At 64.2% G+C, this 20,938-nt stretch carries 16 protein-coding genes; 2 read left to right on the top strand and 14 right to left on the bottom strand.

Translation table 11 applies throughout. The annotated features are described in order from the left end of the window. Positions 1–41 precede the first annotated feature (41 nt). From QWL29_RS13545 to QWL29_RS13490, 12 genes are all read right to left on the bottom strand, one after another. The gene (locus QWL29_RS13545; protein ID WP_305823412.1) at positions 42–986 is read right to left on the bottom strand and encodes a transcriptional regulator; all 945 of its coding nucleotides are present in this window, start codon (positions 984–986) and stop codon (positions 42–44) included. Positions 987–1,535: 549 nt separating this feature from the next. Then, positions 1,536–2,501 (bottom strand): hypothetical protein, encoded by a 966-nt coding sequence (locus tag QWL29_RS13540; protein ID WP_305823411.1) that lies wholly within the window; start codon positions 2,499–2,501, stop codon positions 1,536–1,538. Positions 2,502–3,114: 613 nt separating this feature from the next. Then, positions 3,115–4,224, bottom strand: coding sequence for a ribonucleotide-diphosphate reductase subunit beta (locus QWL29_RS13535; RefSeq protein ID WP_305823410.1), 1,110 nt, complete (start codon positions 4,222–4,224; stop codon positions 3,115–3,117). An 82-nt stretch (positions 4,225–4,306) separates the two neighbouring features. After that, a complete protein-coding gene (locus tag QWL29_RS13530; RefSeq protein ID WP_305823409.1) occupies positions 4,307–7,225 on the bottom strand; it encodes a ribonucleoside-diphosphate reductase subunit alpha in 2,919 nt (972 codons plus the stop codon). Between the two features lie 582 nt (positions 7,226–7,807). After that, positions 7,808–7,972, bottom strand: coding sequence for a hypothetical protein (locus QWL29_RS13525; RefSeq protein WP_305823408.1), 165 nt, complete (start codon positions 7,970–7,972; stop codon positions 7,808–7,810). A gap of 1 nt (position 7,973) precedes the next feature. Then, the gene (locus QWL29_RS13520) at positions 7,974–9,482 is read right to left on the bottom strand and encodes a sigma-54-dependent transcriptional regulator (protein WP_305823407.1); all 1,509 of its coding nucleotides are present in this window, start codon (positions 9,480–9,482) and stop codon (positions 7,974–7,976) included. Between the two features lie 11 nt (positions 9,483–9,493). Beyond that, complete coding sequence (locus QWL29_RS13515) at positions 9,494–11,221, bottom strand: sensor histidine kinase (RefSeq protein WP_305823406.1); 1,728 nt, start codon at positions 11,219–11,221, stop codon at positions 9,494–9,496. A 4-nt stretch (positions 11,222–11,225) separates the two neighbouring features. Next, positions 11,226–11,498, bottom strand: a complete 273-nt coding sequence (locus QWL29_RS13510) for a PP0621 family protein (protein WP_305823405.1) — start codon at positions 11,496–11,498, stop codon at positions 11,226–11,228. After that, entirely contained in the window at positions 11,495–12,307 is an 813-nt protein-coding gene (locus QWL29_RS13505; protein ID WP_305823404.1) for a cytochrome C assembly family protein, read from the bottom strand. The genes QWL29_RS13510 and QWL29_RS13505 overlap by 4 nt, the downstream gene beginning before the upstream one ends. 289 nt (positions 12,308–12,596) lie before the next feature. Then, the gene (locus tag QWL29_RS13500; protein WP_305823403.1) at positions 12,597–13,391 is read right to left on the bottom strand and encodes an ABC transporter ATP-binding protein; all 795 of its coding nucleotides are present in this window, start codon (positions 13,389–13,391) and stop codon (positions 12,597–12,599) included. Continuing rightward, on the bottom strand, positions 13,392–14,237 hold the full coding sequence (locus tag QWL29_RS13495) for an ABC transporter permease (RefSeq protein WP_305823402.1): 846 nt from the start codon (positions 14,235–14,237) through the stop codon (positions 13,392–13,394). A 25-nt stretch (positions 14,238–14,262) separates the two neighbouring features. After that, the gene (locus tag QWL29_RS13490; protein ID WP_305823401.1) at positions 14,263–15,234 is read right to left on the bottom strand and encodes an ABC transporter substrate-binding protein; all 972 of its coding nucleotides are present in this window, start codon (positions 15,232–15,234) and stop codon (positions 14,263–14,265) included. A 267-nt stretch (positions 15,235–15,501) separates the two neighbouring features. Between QWL29_RS13490 and ffh the strand changes: the two genes are divergently transcribed. Together ffh and QWL29_RS13480 are read left to right on the top strand one after the other, a co-directional pair. Next, positions 15,502–16,869 (top strand): signal recognition particle protein, encoded by a 1,368-nt coding sequence (ffh, locus tag QWL29_RS13485; protein ID WP_305823400.1) that lies wholly within the window; start codon positions 15,502–15,504, stop codon positions 16,867–16,869. Between the two features lie 220 nt (positions 16,870–17,089). Beyond that, positions 17,090–17,488 (top strand): SWIB/MDM2 domain-containing protein, encoded by a 399-nt coding sequence (locus tag QWL29_RS13480; protein WP_305823399.1) that lies wholly within the window; start codon positions 17,090–17,092, stop codon positions 17,486–17,488. Positions 17,489–17,772: 284 nt separating this feature from the next. Here the strand turns inward: QWL29_RS13480 and QWL29_RS13475 are convergent, their stop codons facing one another. Together QWL29_RS13475 and QWL29_RS13470 are read right to left on the bottom strand one after the other, a co-directional pair. Then, positions 17,773–19,164 (bottom strand): alkaline phosphatase, encoded by a 1,392-nt coding sequence (locus tag QWL29_RS13475; RefSeq protein WP_305823398.1) that lies wholly within the window; start codon positions 19,162–19,164, stop codon positions 17,773–17,775. Positions 19,165–19,169: 5 nt separating this feature from the next. After that, positions 19,170–20,615, bottom strand: coding sequence for an alkaline phosphatase (locus QWL29_RS13470; protein WP_305823397.1), 1,446 nt, complete (start codon positions 20,613–20,615; stop codon positions 19,170–19,172). Positions 20,616–20,938 lie beyond the last annotated feature (323 nt).

Below are 20,938 nucleotides of genomic sequence, written 5' to 3'. Positions count from 1 at the left end.
TCACACAGCGGTATTTTGCCCCAAGCGGGCGCCTACTGTCGTTACGGACGGCTACTGGTCGGGAACGGCCATGCCGCTGCCGGCGCCAGCGTGGTCTTTGCGGCCGGAGCCGGTGCGGCTGCCTTGTTCTCGCCTTCCTTGTCCTTGGCAGCAGCTGGCTGCGCTTCGGCCTTGGTGTCAGCGGCCTTGGCGGCTGCTTTCTTCGCAGCTGGCTTCTTGGCCGCTGGCTTGGCTTCCGCTTTCACTGCCGGCTTGGTGTCGGCTTTCGCTGCCGGCTTCACTTCAGCTTTCGCTTCAGGCTTGGCTTCGGCCTTCACTTCCGGCGTTGCTTCGACCTTGGCTTCCGGCTTGGCTTCGGCCTTGGCTGCCGGTGCGGCTGCCTTGGCTTCGGTCTTCGCTTCCGGCTTGGCTTCGGCTGACTTCGTGCCGACCGCGCGCTTGACTGCCGGGTTGGCGGCCAGGGTCGCTTCCGACTTGGCCGGGGCTGCAGGCGAGTCTTCGGCTTTCACCGTCGAACGCGCTGCCGGCTTGGCTGCTGGTTTGGCGGCGGCTTTCACTGGCGATTTTGCTGCAGTCGTGGTCGCGGCGGCTTTCACCGGAGCGGCTTGCGCTGCGGTCTTGGTCGCTGCTGCTTTGGCCGGAGCTTTGGCTGCAGTCTTGGTTGCTGCGGCTTTGGCCGGAGCCTTCGCTACGGTCTTGGTCGCTGCAGCTTTGGCCGGAGCTTTTGCTGCGGTCTTGGTCGCTGCGGCTTTCACTGGAGCCTTCGCTGCGGTTTTGGTCGCTGCCTTGGCCGGAGCCTTGGTTGCGGTCTTGGCCGACGACTTGGCTGCGGTTTTAGTCGCTGCCTTGGCTGGAGCTTTAGCTGCAGTCTTGGCCGCTGCCTTGGCCGGAGCCTTGGTTGCGGTCTTGGCCGACGACTTGGCTGCGGTTTTAGTCGCGGCCTTGGCTGGAGCTGTAGCTACGGTCTTGGTCGCTGCGGCTTTCACTGGAGCCTTCGCTGCGGTTTTGGTCGCTGCCGTGGCCGGAGCCTTGGGTGCGGTCTTGGCCGACGACTTGGCTGCGGTTTTAGTCGCGGCCTTGGCTGGAGCTGTAGCTACGGTCTTGGTCGCTGCGGCTTTCACTGGAGCCTTCGCTGCGGTTTTGGTCGCTGCCGTGGCCGGAGCCTTGGGTGCGGTCTTGGCCGACGACTTGGCTGCGGTTTTAGTCGCTGCCTTGGCTGGAGCTTTCGCTGCGGTCTTGGCCGCTGCCTTGGCCGGAGCCTTGGTTGCGGTCTTGGACGACGACTTGGCTGCGGTTTTAGTCGCTGCCTTGGCTGGAGCTTTCGCTGCGGTCTTGGGCGCTGCCTTGGCTGGAGCCTTAGCTGCGGTCTTGGTTGCGGCCTTGGCTGGAGCCTTGGTTGCGGTCTAGGCCGACGACTTGGCTGCGGTTTTAGGCGCTGCCTTGGCTGGAGCTTTCGCTGCGGTCTTGGGCGCTGCCTTGGCTGGAGCCTTAGCTGCGGTCTTGGTTGCGGCCTTGGCTGGAGCCTTGGTTGCGGTCTAGGCCGACGACTTGGCTGCGGTTTTAGTCGCTGCCTTGGCTGGAGCTTTAGCTACGGTCTTGGTCGCTGCCTTGGCCGGAGCCTTGCTTGCGGTCTTGGCCGACGACTTGGCTACGGTCTTGGTCGCTGCCTTGGCTGGAGCCTTGGTTGCGGTCTTGGCCGACGACTTGGCTGCGGTCTTGGTCGCTGCCTTGGCCGGAGCCTTGGTTGCGGTCTTGGCCGGCGACTTGGCTGCAGTCTTGGTCGCTGCCTTGGCCGGAGCTTTGGCTGCGGTCTTGGTTGCGGCCTTGGCTGGAGCCTTGGTTGCGGTCTTGGCCGACGACTTGGCTGCGGTCTTGGTCGCTGCCTTGGCCGGAGCCTTGGTTGCGGTCTTGGCCGGCGACTTGGCTGCAGTCTTGGTCGCTGCCTTGGCCGGAGCTTTGGCTGCGGTCTTGGTTGCGGCCTTGGCTGGAGCCTTGGTTGCGGTCTTGGCCGACGACTTGGCTGCAGTCTTGGTTGCGGCCTTGGCCGGCGCTTTAGCTGCAGTCTTGGTCGCTGCCTTGGCTGGAGCCTTGGTTGCGGTCTTGGTCGCTGCTGCTTTAGCTGGCGCTTTCGCTGCGGTCTTGGCGGCGCTCTTTGCCGGAGCTGCCGTTTTCTTCGCTGCTGGCTTGGCGGCGGCCGACTTGGTCGCGGTCTTGGTTGCAGCGGTTTTCTTCGCTGCTGGTTTCGCTGCTGGCTTGGCCGCAGCTTTTGCTGCCGGTTTTGCAGCTGGCTTTGCAGCTGGTTTAGCCGCAGCCTTTGCAGCCGGCTTCGCAGCTGGTTTCGCCGCAGCCTTTGCCGCCGGCTTCGCAGCTGGCTTCGCTGCTGGTTTAGCAGCAGCGGTTTTCTTCGCTGCTGGTTTCTCTGCTGCGGCAGCTTTTGCGGCCGGTTTGGCGGCAGTCTTGCCTGCCGGTTTTGCTGCTGGTTTCTTAGCGGCTGTTGCCATTTTTGTTCTCCTTCTCTGCGATGAGAAAATACGCTACAAGGTTGAAATCCGTCCGACTGCCTGCTGCATCGGGCGAATTATTCATCGGCACAAACCAATCGGTTACTGCCAATGAATACGGCACCAGCTGAACTGCTGCAACTCCTCACAATTGCAGCGCTTCAGCCAACGACGTTGAAACACCCACACTTCCAGCACCTTCACATCGCTACCCCTGCGGGCGCGAAAAGAAAAAGCCGCCTTGCCTGATGTCGATCAGGCAGTGCGGCTTGTTCTTTTCGCTAAGCTTAAGTGCATACTGAGCGTATCGGCATCCCGTTATTCGATCGGTTTTGTTTGCCAGTGAGCATGCAAAAAAATCCATGTTCACGTTTTGACAAATTCAATCACGTAAAGTACACGAAAACCTTGTCAGTGCGCAACCCGCACACAGACATTTCACTCTATTGGACAGCGCCGCAACGCATCGCGCTTCAAACGGCGCCTTATTTCATCGGCAAATCTCGCAAAACAGTTTTCGCCTGACCCGCGCACGATTGAATTGCGCAAACGCAGAGAACATAAAAAAACCCGGCGATTTCGCGCCGGGCTTCGTGTCTCAAACAACAGAAGATCAGTCCCAGTTCAACGCGCCGCCAGTCTGGTACTCGGTCACACGCGTCTCGAAGAAGTTACGCTCTTTCTTCAGGTCGATCATTTCGCTCATCCACGGGAACGGGTTCTCTTCGTTCGGGAACAGTGGATCGAGGCCGATCTGCACGGCGCGGCGGTTGGCGATGAAGCGCAGGTAGCCCTTGAACATCGGTGCGTTCAGGCCCAGCACGCCGCGCGGCATGGTGTCTTCGGCGTAGCGGTATTCGAGTTCGACGGCTTGCAGGAACAGGCCTTTCAGCTCGTCGCGGAAGGCCGGGGTCCACAGCTGCGGGTTTTCCATCTTGATCGTGTTGATCAGGTCGATGCCGAAGTTCACGTGCATCGACTCGTCGCGCAGGATGTACTGGTACTGCTCGGCGGCGCCGGTCATCTTGTTCTGGCGGCCCAGCGCCAGGATCTGGGTAAAGCCGACGTAGAAGAACAGGCCTTCCATCAGGCAGGCGAAGACGATGATCGACTTCAGCAGCTGCTGGTCGGCTTCCAGGGTGCCGGTCTTGAATTCCGGGTCGGTCAGCACGTTGATGAACGGGATCAGGAACTGGTCCTTGTCGTGGATCGACTCGATCTCGTTGTACGCGTTGAATATCTCCTGCTCGTCCAGGCCGAGCGACTCGACGATGTACTGGTAGGCGTGGGTGTGGATCGCTTCTTCGAAGGCCTGGCGCAGCAGGTACTGGCGGCATTCCGGCGCCGTGATGTGGCGGTAGGTGCCCAGCACGATGTTGTTCGCGGCCAGCGAGTCGGCGGTGGTGAAGAAGCCGAGGTTGCGCTTGACCAGGCGGCGCTCGTCTTCGGTCAGGCCGTTCGGGTTCTTCCACAGCTCGATGTCGCGCTGCATGTTCACTTCCTGCGGCATCCAGTGGTTTGCGCAACCGGCCAGGTACTTGTCCCATGCCCACTTGTACTTGAACGGCACCAGCTGGTTGACGTCGGTCTGGCCGTTGATGATGCGCTTGTCGTCGGCGTTCACGCGCTTGGCGACTTCGGCGGCGGGTGCGCCCTCTGGATTGCCTGCGAGCGCAGGATTCGCGCGTGGCGCGGTGCTTGGTTCATCGTCCCATGACAACATGATTGTTTCCTTTGAATTCTTGACGTGGCAGCGCCCGGCATGGAGCCGGGCGTGCGCTTACTGATTAATTACTAATTAACGATTACTGGCAGGCTTCGCATTCGTCGAAGCCGGCATCGCCCGGACGCAGGTAGCAAGCCGCGCCGTCCACGATTTCCGGCGCCGACGCTGCAGGAGCGGCAGCAGGTGCTGCCGCCGGAGCCGCATGACCGGTCAGGCCGCCCGAGACCGGCACCGCGTTCAGCGCGCCGGTACGGGTGGTCGACTTCTCCATGTGCGTCGCCGCGATGGTGCGCAGGTAGTAGGTGGTCTTCAGGCCGCGCAGCCATGCCAGTTTATACGTCTCGTCCAGCTTCTTGCCCGATGCGCCGGCCATGTAGATGTTCAGCGACTGGGCCTGGTCGATCCACTTCTGGCGGCGCGATGCCTGCTCGACCAGCCACTTCGGCTCGACTTCGAACGCGGTGGCGTAGATGTCGCGCAGGTCTTGCGGCACGCGGTCGATCTTGGAGAGCGAACCGTCGAAGTACTTCAGGTCGGCGATCATGACTTCGTCCCACAAATCGCGGGCCTTCAGGTCGCGCACCAGGTAGCCGTTGATTTCGGTGAATTCGCCCGACAGGTTCGACTTCACGTACAGGTTCTGGAAGGTCGGCTCGATGCAGGCCGACACGCCGATGATGTTCGAGATCGTCGCGGTCGGGGCGATCGCCACGCAGTTCGAGTTGCGCATGCCGAACTCCTTGATGCGGTTGCGCACCACGGTCCAGTCCATCGATTCGCTGCTGTCCTGCTCCAGGTAGCCGCCGCGCTCTTCCGCCAGCAGCTTGATCGAGTCCTGCGGCAGGATGCCGCGGTCCCACAGCGAACCGGTGTAGGTTTCGTAGCGGCCGCGCTCTTCGGCCAGTTCGGTCGAGGCCAGGTAGGCGAAGTAGCAGACGGCTTCCATCGACTTGTCGGCGAATTCAACAGCCTTGTCCGATGCGAACGGCACGCGCATCATGTGCAGGCAGTCCTGGTGACCCATGATGCCCATGCCGACCGGGCGGTGGCGCAGGTTCGAGTTGCGCGCCTTTTCCACGGCGTAGTAATTGATGTCGATGACGTTGTCCAGCATGCGCATCGCGGTGCGGATGGTCTTTTGCAGCTTGACGTGGTCCAGGCCATCGCCCTTCATGTGCTGCGGCAGGTTCACCGAGCCCAGGTTGCAGACGGCGATTTCATCTGCGCTGGTGTTCAGGGTGATCTCGGTGCACAGGTTCGACGAGTGCACGACACCGATGTGCTGCTGCGGCGAACGGATGTTGCATGGGTCCTTGAAGGTGATCCATGGGTGGCCGGTTTCGAACAGCATCGACAGCATCTTGCGCCACAAATCGAGCGCTTCGACCTTCTTGTACACGGTCATTTCGCCGCGCGCCGCCTTGGCTTCGTAGCCCAGGTAGGCTGCTTCGAAGGCCTTGCCGACCAGGTCGTGCAGGTCTGGCGTTTCGCTCGGCGAGAACAGGCTCCAGTGGCCTTTTTCCATCACGCGCTTCATGAACAGGTCGGGAATCCAGTTCGCCGTGTTCATGTCGTGGGTGCGGCGGCGGTCGTCGCCGGTGTTCTTGCGCAGGTCGAGGAATTCCTCGATGTCCATGTGCCAGGTTTCCAGGTAGGCGCAGACTGCGCCCTTGCGCTTGCCGCCCTGGTTGACCGCGACGGCGGTGTCGTTCACCACTTTCAGGAACGGCACCACGCCTTGCGACTTGCCGTTGGTGCCCTTGATGCGCGAACCGAGCGCACGGACCGGGGTCCAGTCGTTGCCCAGGCCGCCGGCGAACTTCGACAGCAGTGCGTTTTCCTTGATGGCGTCGTAGATGTCTTCCAGGTCGTCGCCGACGGTGGTGAGATAGCACGACGACAGCTGCGAGCGGCGGGTGCCCGAGTTGAACAGGGTCGGGGTCGAGCTCATGAAATCAAAACTCGACAGCAGGTTGTAGAACTCGATGGCGCGCTCTTCGCGATCGGCTTCGCGCAGGGCCAGGCCCATCGCGACGCGCATGTAGAAGGCCTGCGGCATCTCGATGCGGGTTTCGCGTACGTGCAGGAAGTAGCGGTCGTACAGGGTCTGCAGGCCGATGTAGCCGAATTGCAGGTCGCGGTCGGCGACGATGGCTTTCGCCAGGCGCTCGAGGTCGTAGGTGCCGAGCTGCTCGTCGAGCAGTTCGTTGGCGATGCCCTTGGCGATGTACTGCGGGAAGTAGGTGATGTATTCGGCGGCAGCCTTGGCTTGCGCGACTTCATGGCCGAAGACTTCCTTGCGGATCGTGTGCAGCAGGATGCGGGCGGTAACCTGGCTGTAGGCCGGGTCGGTTTCCATCAGGGCGCGGGCGGCCAGGATGGCGGACTTGTGCAGTTCCTCGACCGGCACGCCGTCGTACAGGTTGCGCAGGGTCTCGGCGACGATGGCGTCGGCGTCGACGTGCTTTTCCAGGCCGGCACAGGCGGCGTTCACCAGGGCGTGGACGTCGTTGATGTCGAGCGGACGGCGTTCGCCGCCATCGACCACGTGGATCTGCGGCGCTTCGATGGCGCTGCCGCCGGCGGCTTCCTTGGCGGCGCGGCGCTCTTCCATCTGCTTGGCGCGGTACAGCACGTAGGCACGCGCAACATCGTGTTCACCCGAGCGCATCAGCGACAGCTCGACCTGGTCCTGCACGTCTTCGATGTGGAAGGTGCCGCCGTTCGGCTGGCGGCGCACCAGGGCCGCGACCACGTTGTTGGTCAGCTCTTCCACCAGGTCGCGGATGCGGGCCGACACGGCGCCCTGGCCGCCGGCGACTGCCAGGAAGGCCTTGGTCATGGCGACCGAAATCTTGTTCGGCTCGAAGGGCACGACGGCGCCGTTGCGGCGGATGATGCGGTAGTCGCCGTGAGCCGCGATGTCGGTGGCCTTGGCGCCGGTTGCCGCTCCTGGAGCCGCTTGCGGTTTGATTGAGATGTCTTGAGAAGTTTGCATTGAGCCTCCAGGATGGGCAGTCGGGCTGCCGCCGGTTGTTCCGTGCCAAATGCCCGCGCATGCGAGCAATCGACGTATATAAAAAAGCGAAAAAGGGTTCCCTACCGGCCGGGCAACGCCGAGCCGGGCAGTATTATTGCCTACAGTTATTTATTGCGTGTAAAGCGAGTAAAAAACGGATGCAAGACGAAATGCGCTACTGCCGGGTTGTATTGCAGTCAAGGGCCCCGTTGCATGGCTGCCTGGTCAGGCTACCCGGTGCTACTCTTGACCTCGCTACCACTATATCTAGTGCCGCGTATTGAGATGGGACTAATTGTAGTACCTGCCTGCGCGAGGGTGCAAGTGAATAAATTCTCAATTTCGTGCGTTTTTTGGGTGCGCGCCTCTTGACAATCGGTTCTGAGCCGGACGATGGGCCGCTTCGGGTTAGTAAGCACTAACACGCTGCCTAAAGCTTATACAAGCGCCATCATCATTGCTCAACAAGGGTGCATGGCGCACCGTTTTTCACTGGCGAAAAGACAACACAATTTGATAACAGCGGACGCTCTGGATAGTGATAGCAGATGAAAACGCAGGCTATACCGGTGTGCCCGGCGTATAGGTCTGGATGCATTCACCCAGCCCGCTGTCCCAGCGTCCGCCCGCATCCAGGCAGCTGTCCACCTTCATTTCGTGCCGCATCCACATCAGCGCGGCGATCAGGGCGATTGCCAGGGCGACGTAACGCAAGAGCTTGGGCATGTCAGTTCTCCGGGGCCTGGATATCCAGCTTCTGCATCTGGTAGCGCAGCTGGCGCACGCTGATGCCGAGCAGGCTGGCGGTCTTGGTGCGGTTGAATTGGGTCTGCTGGAGCGCGCGCTGGATGATATCGCGTTCCACGCCCTCCAGGTAGGCCGGCAAATTGCTCGGCAAACTGTCCGGGCCGAGCTGCACAGGCGCACCCGGCGCCAGGAGCGGCGCAGCGGCCGGCGCCGGCGGCGCCTCGTGGGTCAGCGGCAGCGCCGGCGCCGGTGCTGCAAATGCCGACGTGGCGGACGCCAACGTGGCAGACGCCAACGTGGCAGACGCCGACGTCTCGGCTGCCTGCACGCGCGCCCCTTCGGCCGGCCGCGCCGCCTTCAGCGACAAGTCCTCGACCTGGATCACGCCGTCATCGGCAAAGGCCAGCGCCCGCTCCAGCACGTTTTCGAGTTCGCGCACGTTGCCCGGGAAGGAATAGGCGCGCAAGGCATCGAGCACGCCCGGCCCCAGTGCGGCGCCACCCGGCCCGGCCAGGCGCGCCAGGATCGCGGTCGTCAGCACCGGCAAATCGTCGAGCCGCTCGCGCAGCGCCGGCAACGACAGTTCGATCACGTTCAGGCGATAGAACAAATCCTGCCGGAAGCTGCCGGTCTCGACGCAGCGCGCCAGGTCCTTGTGGGTGGCGCTGATGATGCGCACGTCGACCGGCTCCTCGGCGGTGGCGCCGATCTTGCGCACGCGCCGCTCCTGGATCGCACGCAGCAGTTTCACCTGCATCGCCAGCGGCAGGTCCGCCACTTCGTCCAGCATCAGCGTGCCGCCATTCGCCGCCTGGAAGAAACCGTCGCGCTCTTCGCCGGCGCCGGTAAAGGCGCCCTTGCGGTGGCCGAAGAATTCGGCTTCCATCAGATTCTCGGGAATCGCCCCGCAGTTCACGGCCACGAACGGTTTGGCGGCACGCGAACTCTGTGCGTGGATTTCGCGCGCGGCCAGTTCCTTGCCGGCGCCGGACTCGCCATTGATCGCAATCGGCGCCATCGAGCGCGCCAGGCGGCCGATCTGGGCGCGCAGCGTCTGCATCGCCTGCGATCCGCCGATCAGGCGCGAACCGCCCCCCTCTTCCGCCACCGCCGCGCCCGGCGCTTCCGACAGCTTCAGCGCCGAGCGCACCATCACGCGCAGCTCGTCCAGCACCACCGGCTTCGACACATAATCGAAAGCGCCGGCCTTCAGCGCCACCACCGCGTTCTCGGCGCTGCCAAAGGCGGTGATCACCGCGATCGGCGTCTTCGAGGTGCTCGACACTTCGCGCACCAGCTCCAGCCCGAGCCCGTCGGGCAGGCGCATGTCGGTCAGCACCAGGCTGTAGGCGTTGTCGTCGACCAGCCTGCGCGCCTCGCGCAGGGTGGCGGCGCAATCGACGTCCAGGCCCATCTTGAGCAGGGTGATTTCGAGCAGGTCGCGCAGGTCGGCTTCGTCGTCGACCACCAGGATGCGGGGGGAACTCATGGACCAAATCCTTATTCTGCGTGCGCGCCGGCAGCGGCCGGCTGGGCGAAGGTCATCACAAAGCGGCCGCTGGCCTTGCGCATACCTGGCGCGTTTGGATCGAAGCGGTATTCGTAATCGAGCTTGGCGCCGTTGTTCAGGCACAGCTCGCGCGCCAGGTAGAGCCCGAGGCCCGTGCCCTTGCTGGACGTAGTATAGAAGGGCTCGAACAGGTGGGCGCGCACGTCCGGCGTGATGCCGGGGCCGTCGTCCTGCACGTGCAGCTCCAGCGTGCCGAAGGCGTCGAGCTCGGGCCAGATGCGGATGCTGGCCGGCGCCCGGCTGGCATAGCGGATCGCGTTGCCGAGCAAATTCACCAGTACTTCGCGCAGGTGCAGGGCATCGAAGCGCACCTCGATGGCGCCGGCGCCGCCCAGCCACAGCATTTCCTCGGGCAGGGCCTGGGTTTCGCAGAACTCCGCTTTCAACTCGGCCAGGAAGGCGGCCAGCACCAGCGGCTCGGCATACGGCTGGGCCTTGCGCGAGAGCTGCAGGATGTCTTCGACCATGCGGTTCACGCGCGCCACGTTGTCGCCGATGATTTTCAATAGCCGCACCTCGGCCTTGCCGTGCAGGTCTTCGGCCAGCAGCGCGGTGGCGTGGCCGATGGCCGACAGGGGGTTGCGTACCTCGTGCGCGATGCTGGCGGTGAGGCGGCCCATCGAGGCCAGTTTCAGCTGCTGCGCCTGGTTTTCGATGGCGCTGACATCCTGCATGAAGACCACGCTGCGCCCCGGCTTGCCGCCGGCCGCCTCCACGCGCGCAAAGCGCAGCTTCAGGTGCGCCGGCTGGTCGCGCCGCGCGCTGCCGTTGGCGTCCGGCGCGCCCGGCTCCTGGAAGGGTTTCAGGATGACCCAGGCTTCGTCGGGCCCGGCTGCGCCCTGCACCGGCTCCACCGCGGCCAGTGCCGGTGCCATCGTCCCGCCGATCCAGCGCGCAAAGGCGCCGGCCACCGGCTCCAGCCCGTGCACCGCGTCCAGGCGCAGGCCGCCCGGGTCGTCGACGCCCAGCATGCGCCGCGCGGCGGGGTTCGCGGTGTGGATGACGCCGTCGGCGCCCAGCACCAGCACGCCGTCGTTGACATCGGCGATCACGATCTCGTTGATCGACTGCTGCACTTCCAGGTCGGCGCCGCGCTGGGACGCCAGTTCTTCCTGGCCGATCAGGCGCGCCGCCAGGCGGTTCACCAGCAGCACCACGGCGAAGAAGGCGATGCCGTACATCCCGGCCTGCGCCAGCGGCGGCTCGCCGTCGCGCGTGAACAGCTGCCACGACGCCTGCAGCAGCACGATGATCGAGGCCACCGCGGCCGCGAACAGCGCCAGCAGCAGCGGCGCCAGGATCGCGGCGCCGGCCAGCGGGAACAGGTAGAGGATGCCGAGGCCGCTGCGCACGCCGCCGGCGGCCTGGTACAGCAGCGAAATCGCCACCAGGTCGACCGCGACCTGGACCGCCAGCTGCAGCGGGAAGCGCCGCTTCCAGAAGGTGGACACCAGGCCGAAGCACAGCGCCGCGCCGAGGTAGAAGAAGCAGGTGCGCGCGTAGGCGGGATCGGTGCCGGCGCGGCCGTCGCGCACGTCGAAGGCCATGTACAGCAGCAGCACGATGCCGATGACGATGCGGGTGACGTTCAGCGCCTGCAGCGAGCGCCAGAAGGTCGTGCGCGACTGCGTGGACAGCGCCGGCCAGCGGATCTTCAAGGGCTTACCGTGGCGGCAGGCGCACGTGGCCTGGACTGCAGTAGTCCAGGCCATCGGCGCGCACCGCCTCCGAGGCCGGGAAATGCAGGCCGCAGTGGGCGCAGCTGGTCATGTTCTCGATGGCGGCGGGTGGCTCGGCCCGGCGCTGCTGCCCTCCCTGCTGGCGCCATTCCTCCTGCTGCCGCTCCTGGCCCTTGCGGATGGCGGCGCGCAGCTTGGCGCGCACGGCAAAGCCGATCACGATGACCAGGACGACCCAGAACAGAAGGCGGCTCATGCGATCCCCCGGTGCAGCACCACTTCAAGGACGAAACGGCTGCCGACGTAGGCCAGCGCCAGCGTGGCAAACCCGGCCAGCGTGAAGCGAAGCGCGGTCTTGCCGCGCCAGCCGCGCCAGTGGCGCCCAGCCAGCAAGGCGCCGAACAGGACCCAGGACAGCATCGCGAACACGTTCTTGTGGTCCCAGCGCATCGCCTGGCCGAACAGCTGCTCGGAAAACACCACGCCCGACAGCACGGTGAGGCTGAGCAGGACGAAGCCGATGCCGATCAGGCGGAACAGCAGCTTTTCCATGGTGAGCAGGGCCGGCAGCTGGTCGAGGGTGCCGCCGATCCAGCCGCTGCCGCTGCTCGGCGCGGTGTGCGCGTGCAGCCGGGTTTCCTGCAGCGCCATCAGCACCGCGTGGAAGGCGGCAATGGTGAGCGTGCTGTAGGCCAGCACGGCCACGGCCACGTGCCAGCCGAAGGCGCTGGAACGGTTCTCGATGGCCATCACCGCGCCCGGGAACAGCACCGGCAGCAGCGCCGCGCCAAAGGCGCAGGGCATCACCAGGCGGCGCAGGCCATCCAATGCGAAGTTGCGGTTCTCGAACCAGTAGGCGGCCACCGAGACCCACAGGGCGGCCGACAGCATGATGGCAAAGCCGATGCGCAGCGAGCCGGGCGCAAAGGCGGCGCCCCACAGCGCCACGCCGTGCGCGAACCAGGCCAGCGCGGTGACGCCGGAAATGACAGCGCCCCGGCGCGACGGCAGCAGGGCGCAGGCCGCGTACAGAAAGGCCGCGGCAAAAAAGAGGGTGTTCTGCATACCGGCAGTCTACACCATCGGCAAATGGCGGTGGCGGGGCTGCCCTGCCGCTCCTGGCACTACGTTGGCTGCGCCCGTACGGTGGGCACTCCGTGCCCACGCGGAACCATGGTCATTGTTGGCGTCGTTCCCGTCGAACCGTCCGCGCTAACGCAGCGTTTCCAAAAGCACCTCGTTAGCGCCCCATCCATCGCATGCGTTCCGGAGCGAATCGCCTCAGCCACAGGTGCAGGGACAAGCACGTAACCGTGTGGGCACGGCGTGCCCACCGTACGGATCGATTCCCCGGTCAATCCACCGCCGCCATCCTGAGTTCATCGCTGTGATGGCGTTGTTGTTCTTCCATCACCAATTGCCCCAGCTCGCGCTTCAAGGCATTGAACTCCGGCGCCGCCGGGTCGCGCATGCGCGGCAAATCGACCAGGATGTCGCGCTTCACCGTCCCCGGCCGGTAAGTCATCACCACGATGCGGTCAGCCAGGTAGATCGCTTCCTCGATGCTGTGGGTGACGAACAGGATCGTCTTCTTCAGCTCGGCCCAGATGCGCAGCAACTCGTCCTGCAAGTTGCGCCGCGTGAGCGCATCCAGGGCCCCGAACGGCTCGTCCATCAGCAGGATCGGCGAATCGAGCGCCAGCACGCGCGCGATTGCCACCCGCTGGCGCATCCCGCCCGACAAATCCTTCGGGTAGCGCGCGCGGAAATCGGTCAGCGACAGCATGCCGAGCAGCGCGTCCACGGTGCGCCGGATCTCGGCCTTGGGCGTCTTCTTGATGTCCAGCCCGAAGCCGACGTTCTGCTCCACCGTCATCCAGGGGAACAGCGCGTACTCCTGGAACACCATGCCGCGGTCCGGCCCCGGCGCGGCCACCGGCTTGCCATCGACCAGGATCGAACCCGCGGTTGGCGGCGAAAATCCCGCCACCGCATTCAGCAGGGTCGACTTGCCGCAGCCCGAAGGCCCGAGCAGGCAGGTGAACTGCCCGCGCGGGATGCTCAAATTGATGTCCTGCAGCGCCACCACCTGGCGCTCGTCGCTGGCGAACACCTTGCTCACTCCACTTACTTGGATATGCGCGTCCATTCAATGCTCCAGGCCGCGGTGCCAGCGCAGCAGATAGTTGTTCAGGCGGTTCATGACTATGTCGATGGCCAGGCCCAGCATGCCGATGGTGATCATGCCGGCGATGATCTTGTCGGACCAGAAGTACTCGCGCGCTTCCAGGATGCGGTAGCCGAGGCCGTTGTTCACCGCGATCATCTCCGACACGATGACGACGATGAAGGCGGTGCCGATGCCGATGCGCACGCCCGACAGGATGTAGGGCACGGCCGCCGGCAGGATCACGCGCACGAACATGGTGACCCCGCCGGCGCCCAGGTTGCGCGCCGCGCGCAAATAAATGCCGTCCACGTGGCGCACCCCGGCGATGGTATTCATCAGCACCGGGAAAAAGGCGCCCAGCGCGATCAGGAACACGGCCGGTGGATTGCCGAGCCCGAACCAGAGGATGGCCAGCGGGATGTAGGCGATCGGCGGAATCGGGCGCAGGATCTGCACCAGCGGGTTCATCCAGGCATACACCGTGTTGCTCGCGCCCATGGCCAGGCCAAGCGGCAAGGCCAGCCCGCCGCCGATCAGGAAGCCGACCACCACCCGGTACAAACTGGTCAGCGTGTCGACGATCAGCTCCCCCGAAAACGCCCAATGCCACCAGCCGCCGTCGGTATAGCCTTCGTAGGGAACGAGCGGCAGCAGGTAGGCCACCCACCGGTGCCACACCGCCAGCGGCGACGGCAGTACCTGGGGATTGACCCAGCCCATGCTCGCCACGGCCTGCCAGATGGCGATTGCCAGTACCGGCACCACCATGCCGACGCCGATCTCGCGCCAGTTACGCTGCTTGTTCTTGCTGATGCTCGTGCTCATGCCGCCCCCGGGGTTGTGGCCTGGCTTACTTGATGTTCAGGCTTTTCTTGGCGGCGTCGAGCAAGTCGGTCTTGACCCAGTCGGTCGCCACCGGCGGCTTGGCCATGCGTCCGACGCCGGTCTTGACCATGGTGTCGGTGGTGATCTGGATGTGCTGCGGCGTGATGTCGTACGAATACTCGGAGTTGCCGATGGCGTCGTTGAAGTCGTCGGTCGTGATCTGGTTCTTGAACACGACTTCGCGCACGTACTTCTCGGCGATGGATTTGTTGTCGATGAAGGTCTTGGTCGCCTGCACGAAGCAGCGCATGAATTTTTCGGCGACCGGACGGCGCTCTTTATAGAACTTCTCGGTCATCACCATGGTGCGGATCGGTTCGCCGATCGGGGTGTCGTAGGGCTTCAGCACCTCGGCGCCGAAGCCCTTGTTGATCGCCTGCGAGGATTGCGGCTCGGACTGCATCATGGCGTCGATCTGCTTGCCGAGCAGGGCCTGGTTCAGGTCCGCATACGGCAGGAACACCAGCTGCACATCCTTGCCGGGCGCCGGGTCGGCCTTCATGTTGTGCTTGGCCAGTTCCGCCATCAGCAGCACTTCCTGGATGCCGCCGCGCGTCACGCCGACGCGCTTGCCCTTCAATTGCGGCACACTGGTGATCTTCAGATCGGGCCGCGCCACCAGGCGCGCGCCGCCCTTGGCAAAGCCGGCTACCACAAAGATCGGGGCGCCGCCGGCGCGGCCGGAGATCGCCGCCTCCGAGGCCGTGGTGCCGACATCGAGTTCGCCGGCGATGATGGCCTGCATGACGTCCAGGCCTTTCGGGAAGATCTTCTCTTCGACCTTGATGCCGCACTTGGGCGCGATTTCCTTGATGTACGAGACGGCGCCATAGTGCGCGAACTTGAGGTTGCCGAGCCTGACGACTTCCTGGGCCTGGGCGCCGGCGGCTGCCAGCAGGGTCATTGCGATCAGGGTCTTGCCGAACACTTTAGTCATGCCATGTCTCCGTTATGCGCTTCGTCAAAATCGGTAGGGGCTGCTGCGGTGGTGCCGGGATGCCGCTGTACATCGTTATGATGCCAGCGGGAAAAGGCTATATGGGAATGCAAGATGTGTCAAACGTGGCAACGCACAGTTGTGACATCCGTCACCACGGGCACTCGAAAAAGGCGTAATTGGCGCGATGTAGACGGGCAAGGCCTTCTTGCGCAAGGTAAAATGGCCGCTTTCTCGAATGCCGTCTTATATATAGTCAGGTAGAACATGCTAGATAACCTTACCCAACGCCTAGCCAAGGTCGTCAAGACGATGCGCGGCGAGGCGCGTCTGACCGAGGCGAACACCGCCGAGATGCTGCGCGAAGTGCGCCTGGCGCTGCTCGAGGCCGACGTGGCGCTGCCGGCGGTGCGCGAATTCATCGCCAAAGTGAAGGAAAAAGCGCTGGGCGAAGAAGTCATCGCCTCGCTCAGCCCGGGCCAGGCCCTGGTCGGCGTGGTGCAGCGCGAGCTGGCCGCCCTGATGGGCGCCGACCTCGGCGCCGAGGCCAGCCAGCTCTCGTTCGCGCAGCAGCCGCCGGCGATCATCCTGATGGCCGGCTTGCAGGGTGTGGGTAAAACGACCACCACCGGCAAGCTCGCCAAGTACCTGAAGGAACAGAAGAAGAAAAAGGTCCTGACCGTCTCGGCCGACGTCTACCGCCCTGCCGCAATCGCGCAGCTGGAGTCCGTCACGAAGCAGGTCGGCGCCGACTTCTTCCCATCGTCGTCCACCGACAAGCCGGTCGACATCGCCCTGGCCGCGCTGGACTGGGCCAGGAAGCACTACCACGATGTCCTGATCATCGACACCGCCGGCCGTCTCGGTATCGACGAAGCGATGATGCAGGAAATCGCCGCCGTCCACGGCGCGGTCAAGCCGATCGAAACCCTGTTCGTGGTCGACGCCATGCTGGGCCAGGATGCGATCAACACGGCGAAAGCCTTCAACGACGCCCTGCCCCTGACCGGCATCGTGCTGACCAAGCTCGATGGCGATTCGCGCGGCGGTGCGGCCCTGTCGGTGCGCCACGTGACCGGCAAGCCGATCAAGTTTGCCGGCGTGTCGGAAAAGCTGGACGGCCTGGAAGCCTTCGATCCGACCCGCATGGCCAGCCGCGTGCTGGGCATGGGCGACATCATGGCGCTGGTGGAAGAAGCGCGCAAAGGCGTCGACGAAAAGGCCGCGGCCGACATGGCCAACAAGATCAAGGCGGGCGGCCGCTTCGACATGAACGACTTCAAGGCCCAGCTGACCCAGATGAAGAAGATGGGCGGCATGTCGGGCCTGCTGGATAAACTGCCGGCGCAATTCCAGCAGGCGGCGGCCGGCGCCAACATGGACCAGGCCGAGAAGCAGGTGCGGCGCATGGTCGGCATCATCGACTCGATGACGCCGCAGGAACGCGCCAAGCCGGAACTGATCAAGGCCAACCGCAAGCGCCGCATCGCCACCGGCGCCGGCGTGCAGGTACAGGAAGTCAACCGCATGCTGACGCAGTACGACCAGATGCAGACCATGATGAAGAAGCTCAAGGGCGGCGGCCTGATGAAGATGATGCGCGGGATGAAGGGCATGATGCCCGGCATGCGCTAAGCGTTTTTGCCGCGCCGGGTGCATGCCCCGCGCGGCGTTTTTACGCCGAATTTCGCGTGGTTTTTCACTCTGCGCTCACGCTTGACGCGCAAACCCCTGTTTTTGGGCTGTATAGAGTGAAAAAATGAAGAAAAAGACTTGCAGGAACGTTAAAACGCCACCAATATAAGCCGTGCGATATTGCGCAACTTTTACATATGCTCGTTTAGGAGGCTCGAAGATGGCAACAGCCAAGAAATCCCCAGCAGCGCCCGCAAAGAAGGCAGCCGCCAAGCCGGCCGCTAAGCCTGCGGCGAAGAAGGCCGCCGCTCCGGCAAAGGAAGCAGCAGCACCAAAGGCCGCAGCAGCCAAGAAACCGGCTGCAGCACGCAAGCCGAACGCCGCTTTCATGAAAGAGCTGACGCCGTCGGCCGAGCTGGCTGCAGTGGTCGGCAACAAGCCGCTGCCACGCACTGAAGTGACCAAGAAAGTCTGGGAATACATCAAGAAAGCGGACCTGCAGGCTGCAGACAACCGCCAGATGATCAACGCCGACGACAAGCTGAAAGCCGTCTTCGGTGGCAAGGAACAAGTCTCGATGTTCGAGATGACCAAGCTGATTTCGAATCACCTGAAATAACAAGACGCCGGCTGTTCCACTAGCCTGAACGTTGAAAAGCCCCGGTCGCGTGACCGGGGCTTTTTGTTTTGGAGCGCGTGCTGATCGTTGGCGTGTCCCGTAGGGTGGGCACTCCGTGCCCACGCGGTTACGTGCCCATCCTTTTGCCTGCTGCGGTGACTGGCCGCTTGCTGAGGATCGCGCATACGTTCGCGGGCGACATGTCACGGCCAAAGGTGAACGGATACGTGCGTACCGCGTGGGCACGGAGTGCCCACCCTACGACATATGCCGCTGGCCAGCCCTTACAACCCGAACGCGGCCTTCATCAAATCGAACACGCGCGTGTTCTCGATCGTGCCCTTGAACGGCGCCGAGCCCGCCCCGGCCGCATACAGCTTCACGTCGCCGCCGCCATGCGATTCGCTCGACCAGCGGATGCCCGCCTCCTGGTGATAATCCTCGGCCAGCGCCTGCGCGCTGCTCACGTCTGCGCGCACCTCGGGCCGGTTCGGGCCATTCCCGAACACCAGGGTCGTGAAGGTCTTGCCGTCGGCATCCTCCGTCGGCTCGCCGTTCGCGTAGCCGCGCACGATGTCGAGCACCGGGTTGCCGCGCTTCGGATAGCCGTTCAGGACCATCGTGTGATCATGGTCGGCCGTCACCACGATCAGCGTGTTCTCCAGCCCCGGATCGAGTGCGCGCATGCGCTCCACTGCGGTCTGGATCGCCTCGTCGAAGGCCACCGTTTCGGTCATGGCGTTGCGCGCATTCGTGTCGTGCAGCGCGTGGTCGATCTTGCCGCCTTCGACCATCAGGAAGAAACCCTTCGGATTCTTGGCCAGCAGCTCGATCGACTTGGCCGTCATCTCGGCCAGCGTCGGCTGCTCGGAGCGGCGTTTCGACGCGTAGTCGAGATGGCTGTCGGCGTAGATGCCGACGAACTTGCGGTTCGGGAGCGCAGACATCATGTCCGCACGCGTGCCCGCGACAAAGTAGCCGCGCGCCTTGAACTCGGCCATCAAATCGCGCCCGTCGCCGCGGCCCTTCGGGTTGCGCGCCGCATCGAACGGCGTGAAGTGCATGCGCCCTCCTCCCATCAGGACGTCGACGCCGTCTTTCAGACGCTCGTTATAGCCCGCGCCGCCCGGCACGATCTGCTCCGCGATGGTATAGCCCATGTCGCGGTCGCACACGTGCGAGAAGGTCGAGGCCGGGGTGGCGTGGGTCAGTTCGGTGGTGGTCACCGCGCCGACCGCCTTGCCATTGGCCTTGGCCAGTTCCAGGATCGTCATCGGCGAGCTGCCGTTGCCGGCGCCGCAGCGATTGATGCTGGCGTTGCCGTTGGCGTCCTTGGCAGGCGCCACAGGCTTGGCGTCCTGCATCGAGATGACGTCGTTGTTGATCTTCACGCCGGTCATGTAGGCGCCCATCGAGGGTGCGCTGTCGGTCACCTGGGCGTCGGCGGAATAGGTCTTGATGCGCGCGGTGCGGTCCAGGCGCTCGAAGTTCAGCAGGCCGTCTTCGCCATGCTTGAAGATGCGCGCCGCGGTGATGGTGGTCGGGCCCATGCCGTCGCCGAGGAAGAAGATGATGTTCTTGGTTGTCGGCTTGGCCGGAGCCTGCGCCTGCGCGCCGTGGGTACAGAAGGCGACCAGCAGCAGCGCGGTGAGGCGGGTGGTGGTGTGTTTGTTCATGGCGCTCACAGGTCCCCCGCCGTCTTGATCAGGTTGAAGACGCGGGTGTTGTCGATGGTCCCGCGGAACAGTTCCGCATTCGCGCCGATGGCGCCCAGGTAGACGTCGGCGCCGCCATGGGTTTCGGCCCCGGTACGCGTGCGCACCACGGCTTCCTGGTGGTAGTCGTCGCCGGATGCGATGGCGTCGGTGAGTTGCACGTCCTTGCGGCTGCCCTGTATCCGATGCTCGCCGGTGCCGAAGCCCAGGATGGTGAAGGGCGCGCCGTCCTTGTCGAGCCGGATCTTGTTGTCCGGCAGGCTGCGCACCAGGCCCAGCACGCCGGGGTTGGTCGGCGTGGTCTTGCCAGTGCGTGGCGAGTAGCCGTTGATCAAGAGGGTGTGGTCATGGTCGGCGGTGGCCACGATCAGCGTGTTCTTCAGGCCCGGGTCGATGGCGTTCATCCTGTCAATGGCGACTTTGAGCGCGGCGTTGTAGCTGACGGTTTCCTGCAGCGCGCGCTTGGCCAGGGTGGCGTGCAGCGCATGGTCGATCAGGCCGCCCTCCACCATCAGGAAGAAGCCATTCGGGTTGCGCGACAGGATGTCGATGGCTTTCGCCGTCATGTCGGCCAGGGCCGGCTGCTTCGTGGCATCGCGTGCGGCTTCGTAGCTGAAGTGGTTTGGCGCGAACAGGCCGATGGCCGGCTGGCCGGTGGCGGCCAGGGCCTGCATTTGCTGGGTGTCGGCGGCATAGCGCCAGCCTTTGGCCTGCAGTTCGGCGACCAGATTGCGGCCATCGGCGCGCTTGCCGCCTTGTGCGACGGGGGCGAAGAATTGGGCGCCGCCGCCGAAGACCAGATCCAGGCCGTTTGCGCCGAGGGCGGCGTTGTATCCCGCGCCGCCCGGCACCAGCGCGGCGGCGATGTCGGATTCGATTTTGCGGTGGCAGGCGTGGGCGTAGGTGGCGGCGGGCGTGGCGTCGGTGACGCTGGTGGTGGTGACCACGCCGGCAGCCATGCCGCGCGCCTTGGCCAGTTCGGCCAGGGTCGGCATGGCGCGGCCATTCTCGCAGCGGCTCACCTGCTTGTTGCCGTTGGCATCGGCGGCCGGGCTGATGGCGCGAGTGTCCGAGGACATCGAGATCACGCCGTTGTTCTGCTTCACGCCGGTCATGTAGGCCGACATCGAGGCGGCGCTGTCGGTGACTTGCGCGTCGTTCGAGAAGGTTTTGACGAAGGCGGATTCCGGGAGCGTGTCGATGGTCAGCTCGCCGTCTTCACCCACCGCGTAGATGCGCGCGGCGGTGAGAGTGTTGATGCCCATGCCGTCGCCGAGGAAGAAGATGATGTTTTTGGCGCGGGTGTCGGCGCTGGACGCGGTCTGGGTGGCCTTGCTTTGGGGCGCCGGGCCGGTGGCGGCGCAGCCGGACAGCAGCAGCGCGCTGGCGCCGGCGAGAAGGGTCAATCGCATGGGAAATCCCTGGGACGGAAAGCGGGGAGTCTACACCGCAAACTGTTTATATGGTGGGATTGATATGTAGCCGCTTGTATGGCCTGCGGCTTCATCCGTACGGTGGGCACTCCGTGCCCACGCGGTTACGTGCGCATGCTTTTGGCCCGCTGCCGTGAATTGTCGCTCGCAGTGGGTGACAATATCGTGGACGGTTGAAAAGGCGGTTTTTGATTCTCGGCTCGCGGAGATGTTGGCGAGCGAGTAATCACGGCCAGCGGTGCAAGGATACGTGCATACCGCGTGGGCACGAGTGCCCACCCTAATGTGATGGACTCCACCCT

The sequence above is a fragment of the Massilia brevitalea genome (genome assembly GCF_030711405.1).
Taxonomy (GTDB): domain Bacteria; phylum Pseudomonadota; class Gammaproteobacteria; order Burkholderiales; family Burkholderiaceae_D; genus Telluria; species Telluria brevitalea.
Note: the sequence above shows the minus strand (reverse complement) of the source record. Positions and strands in the feature narration are given on the sequence as shown.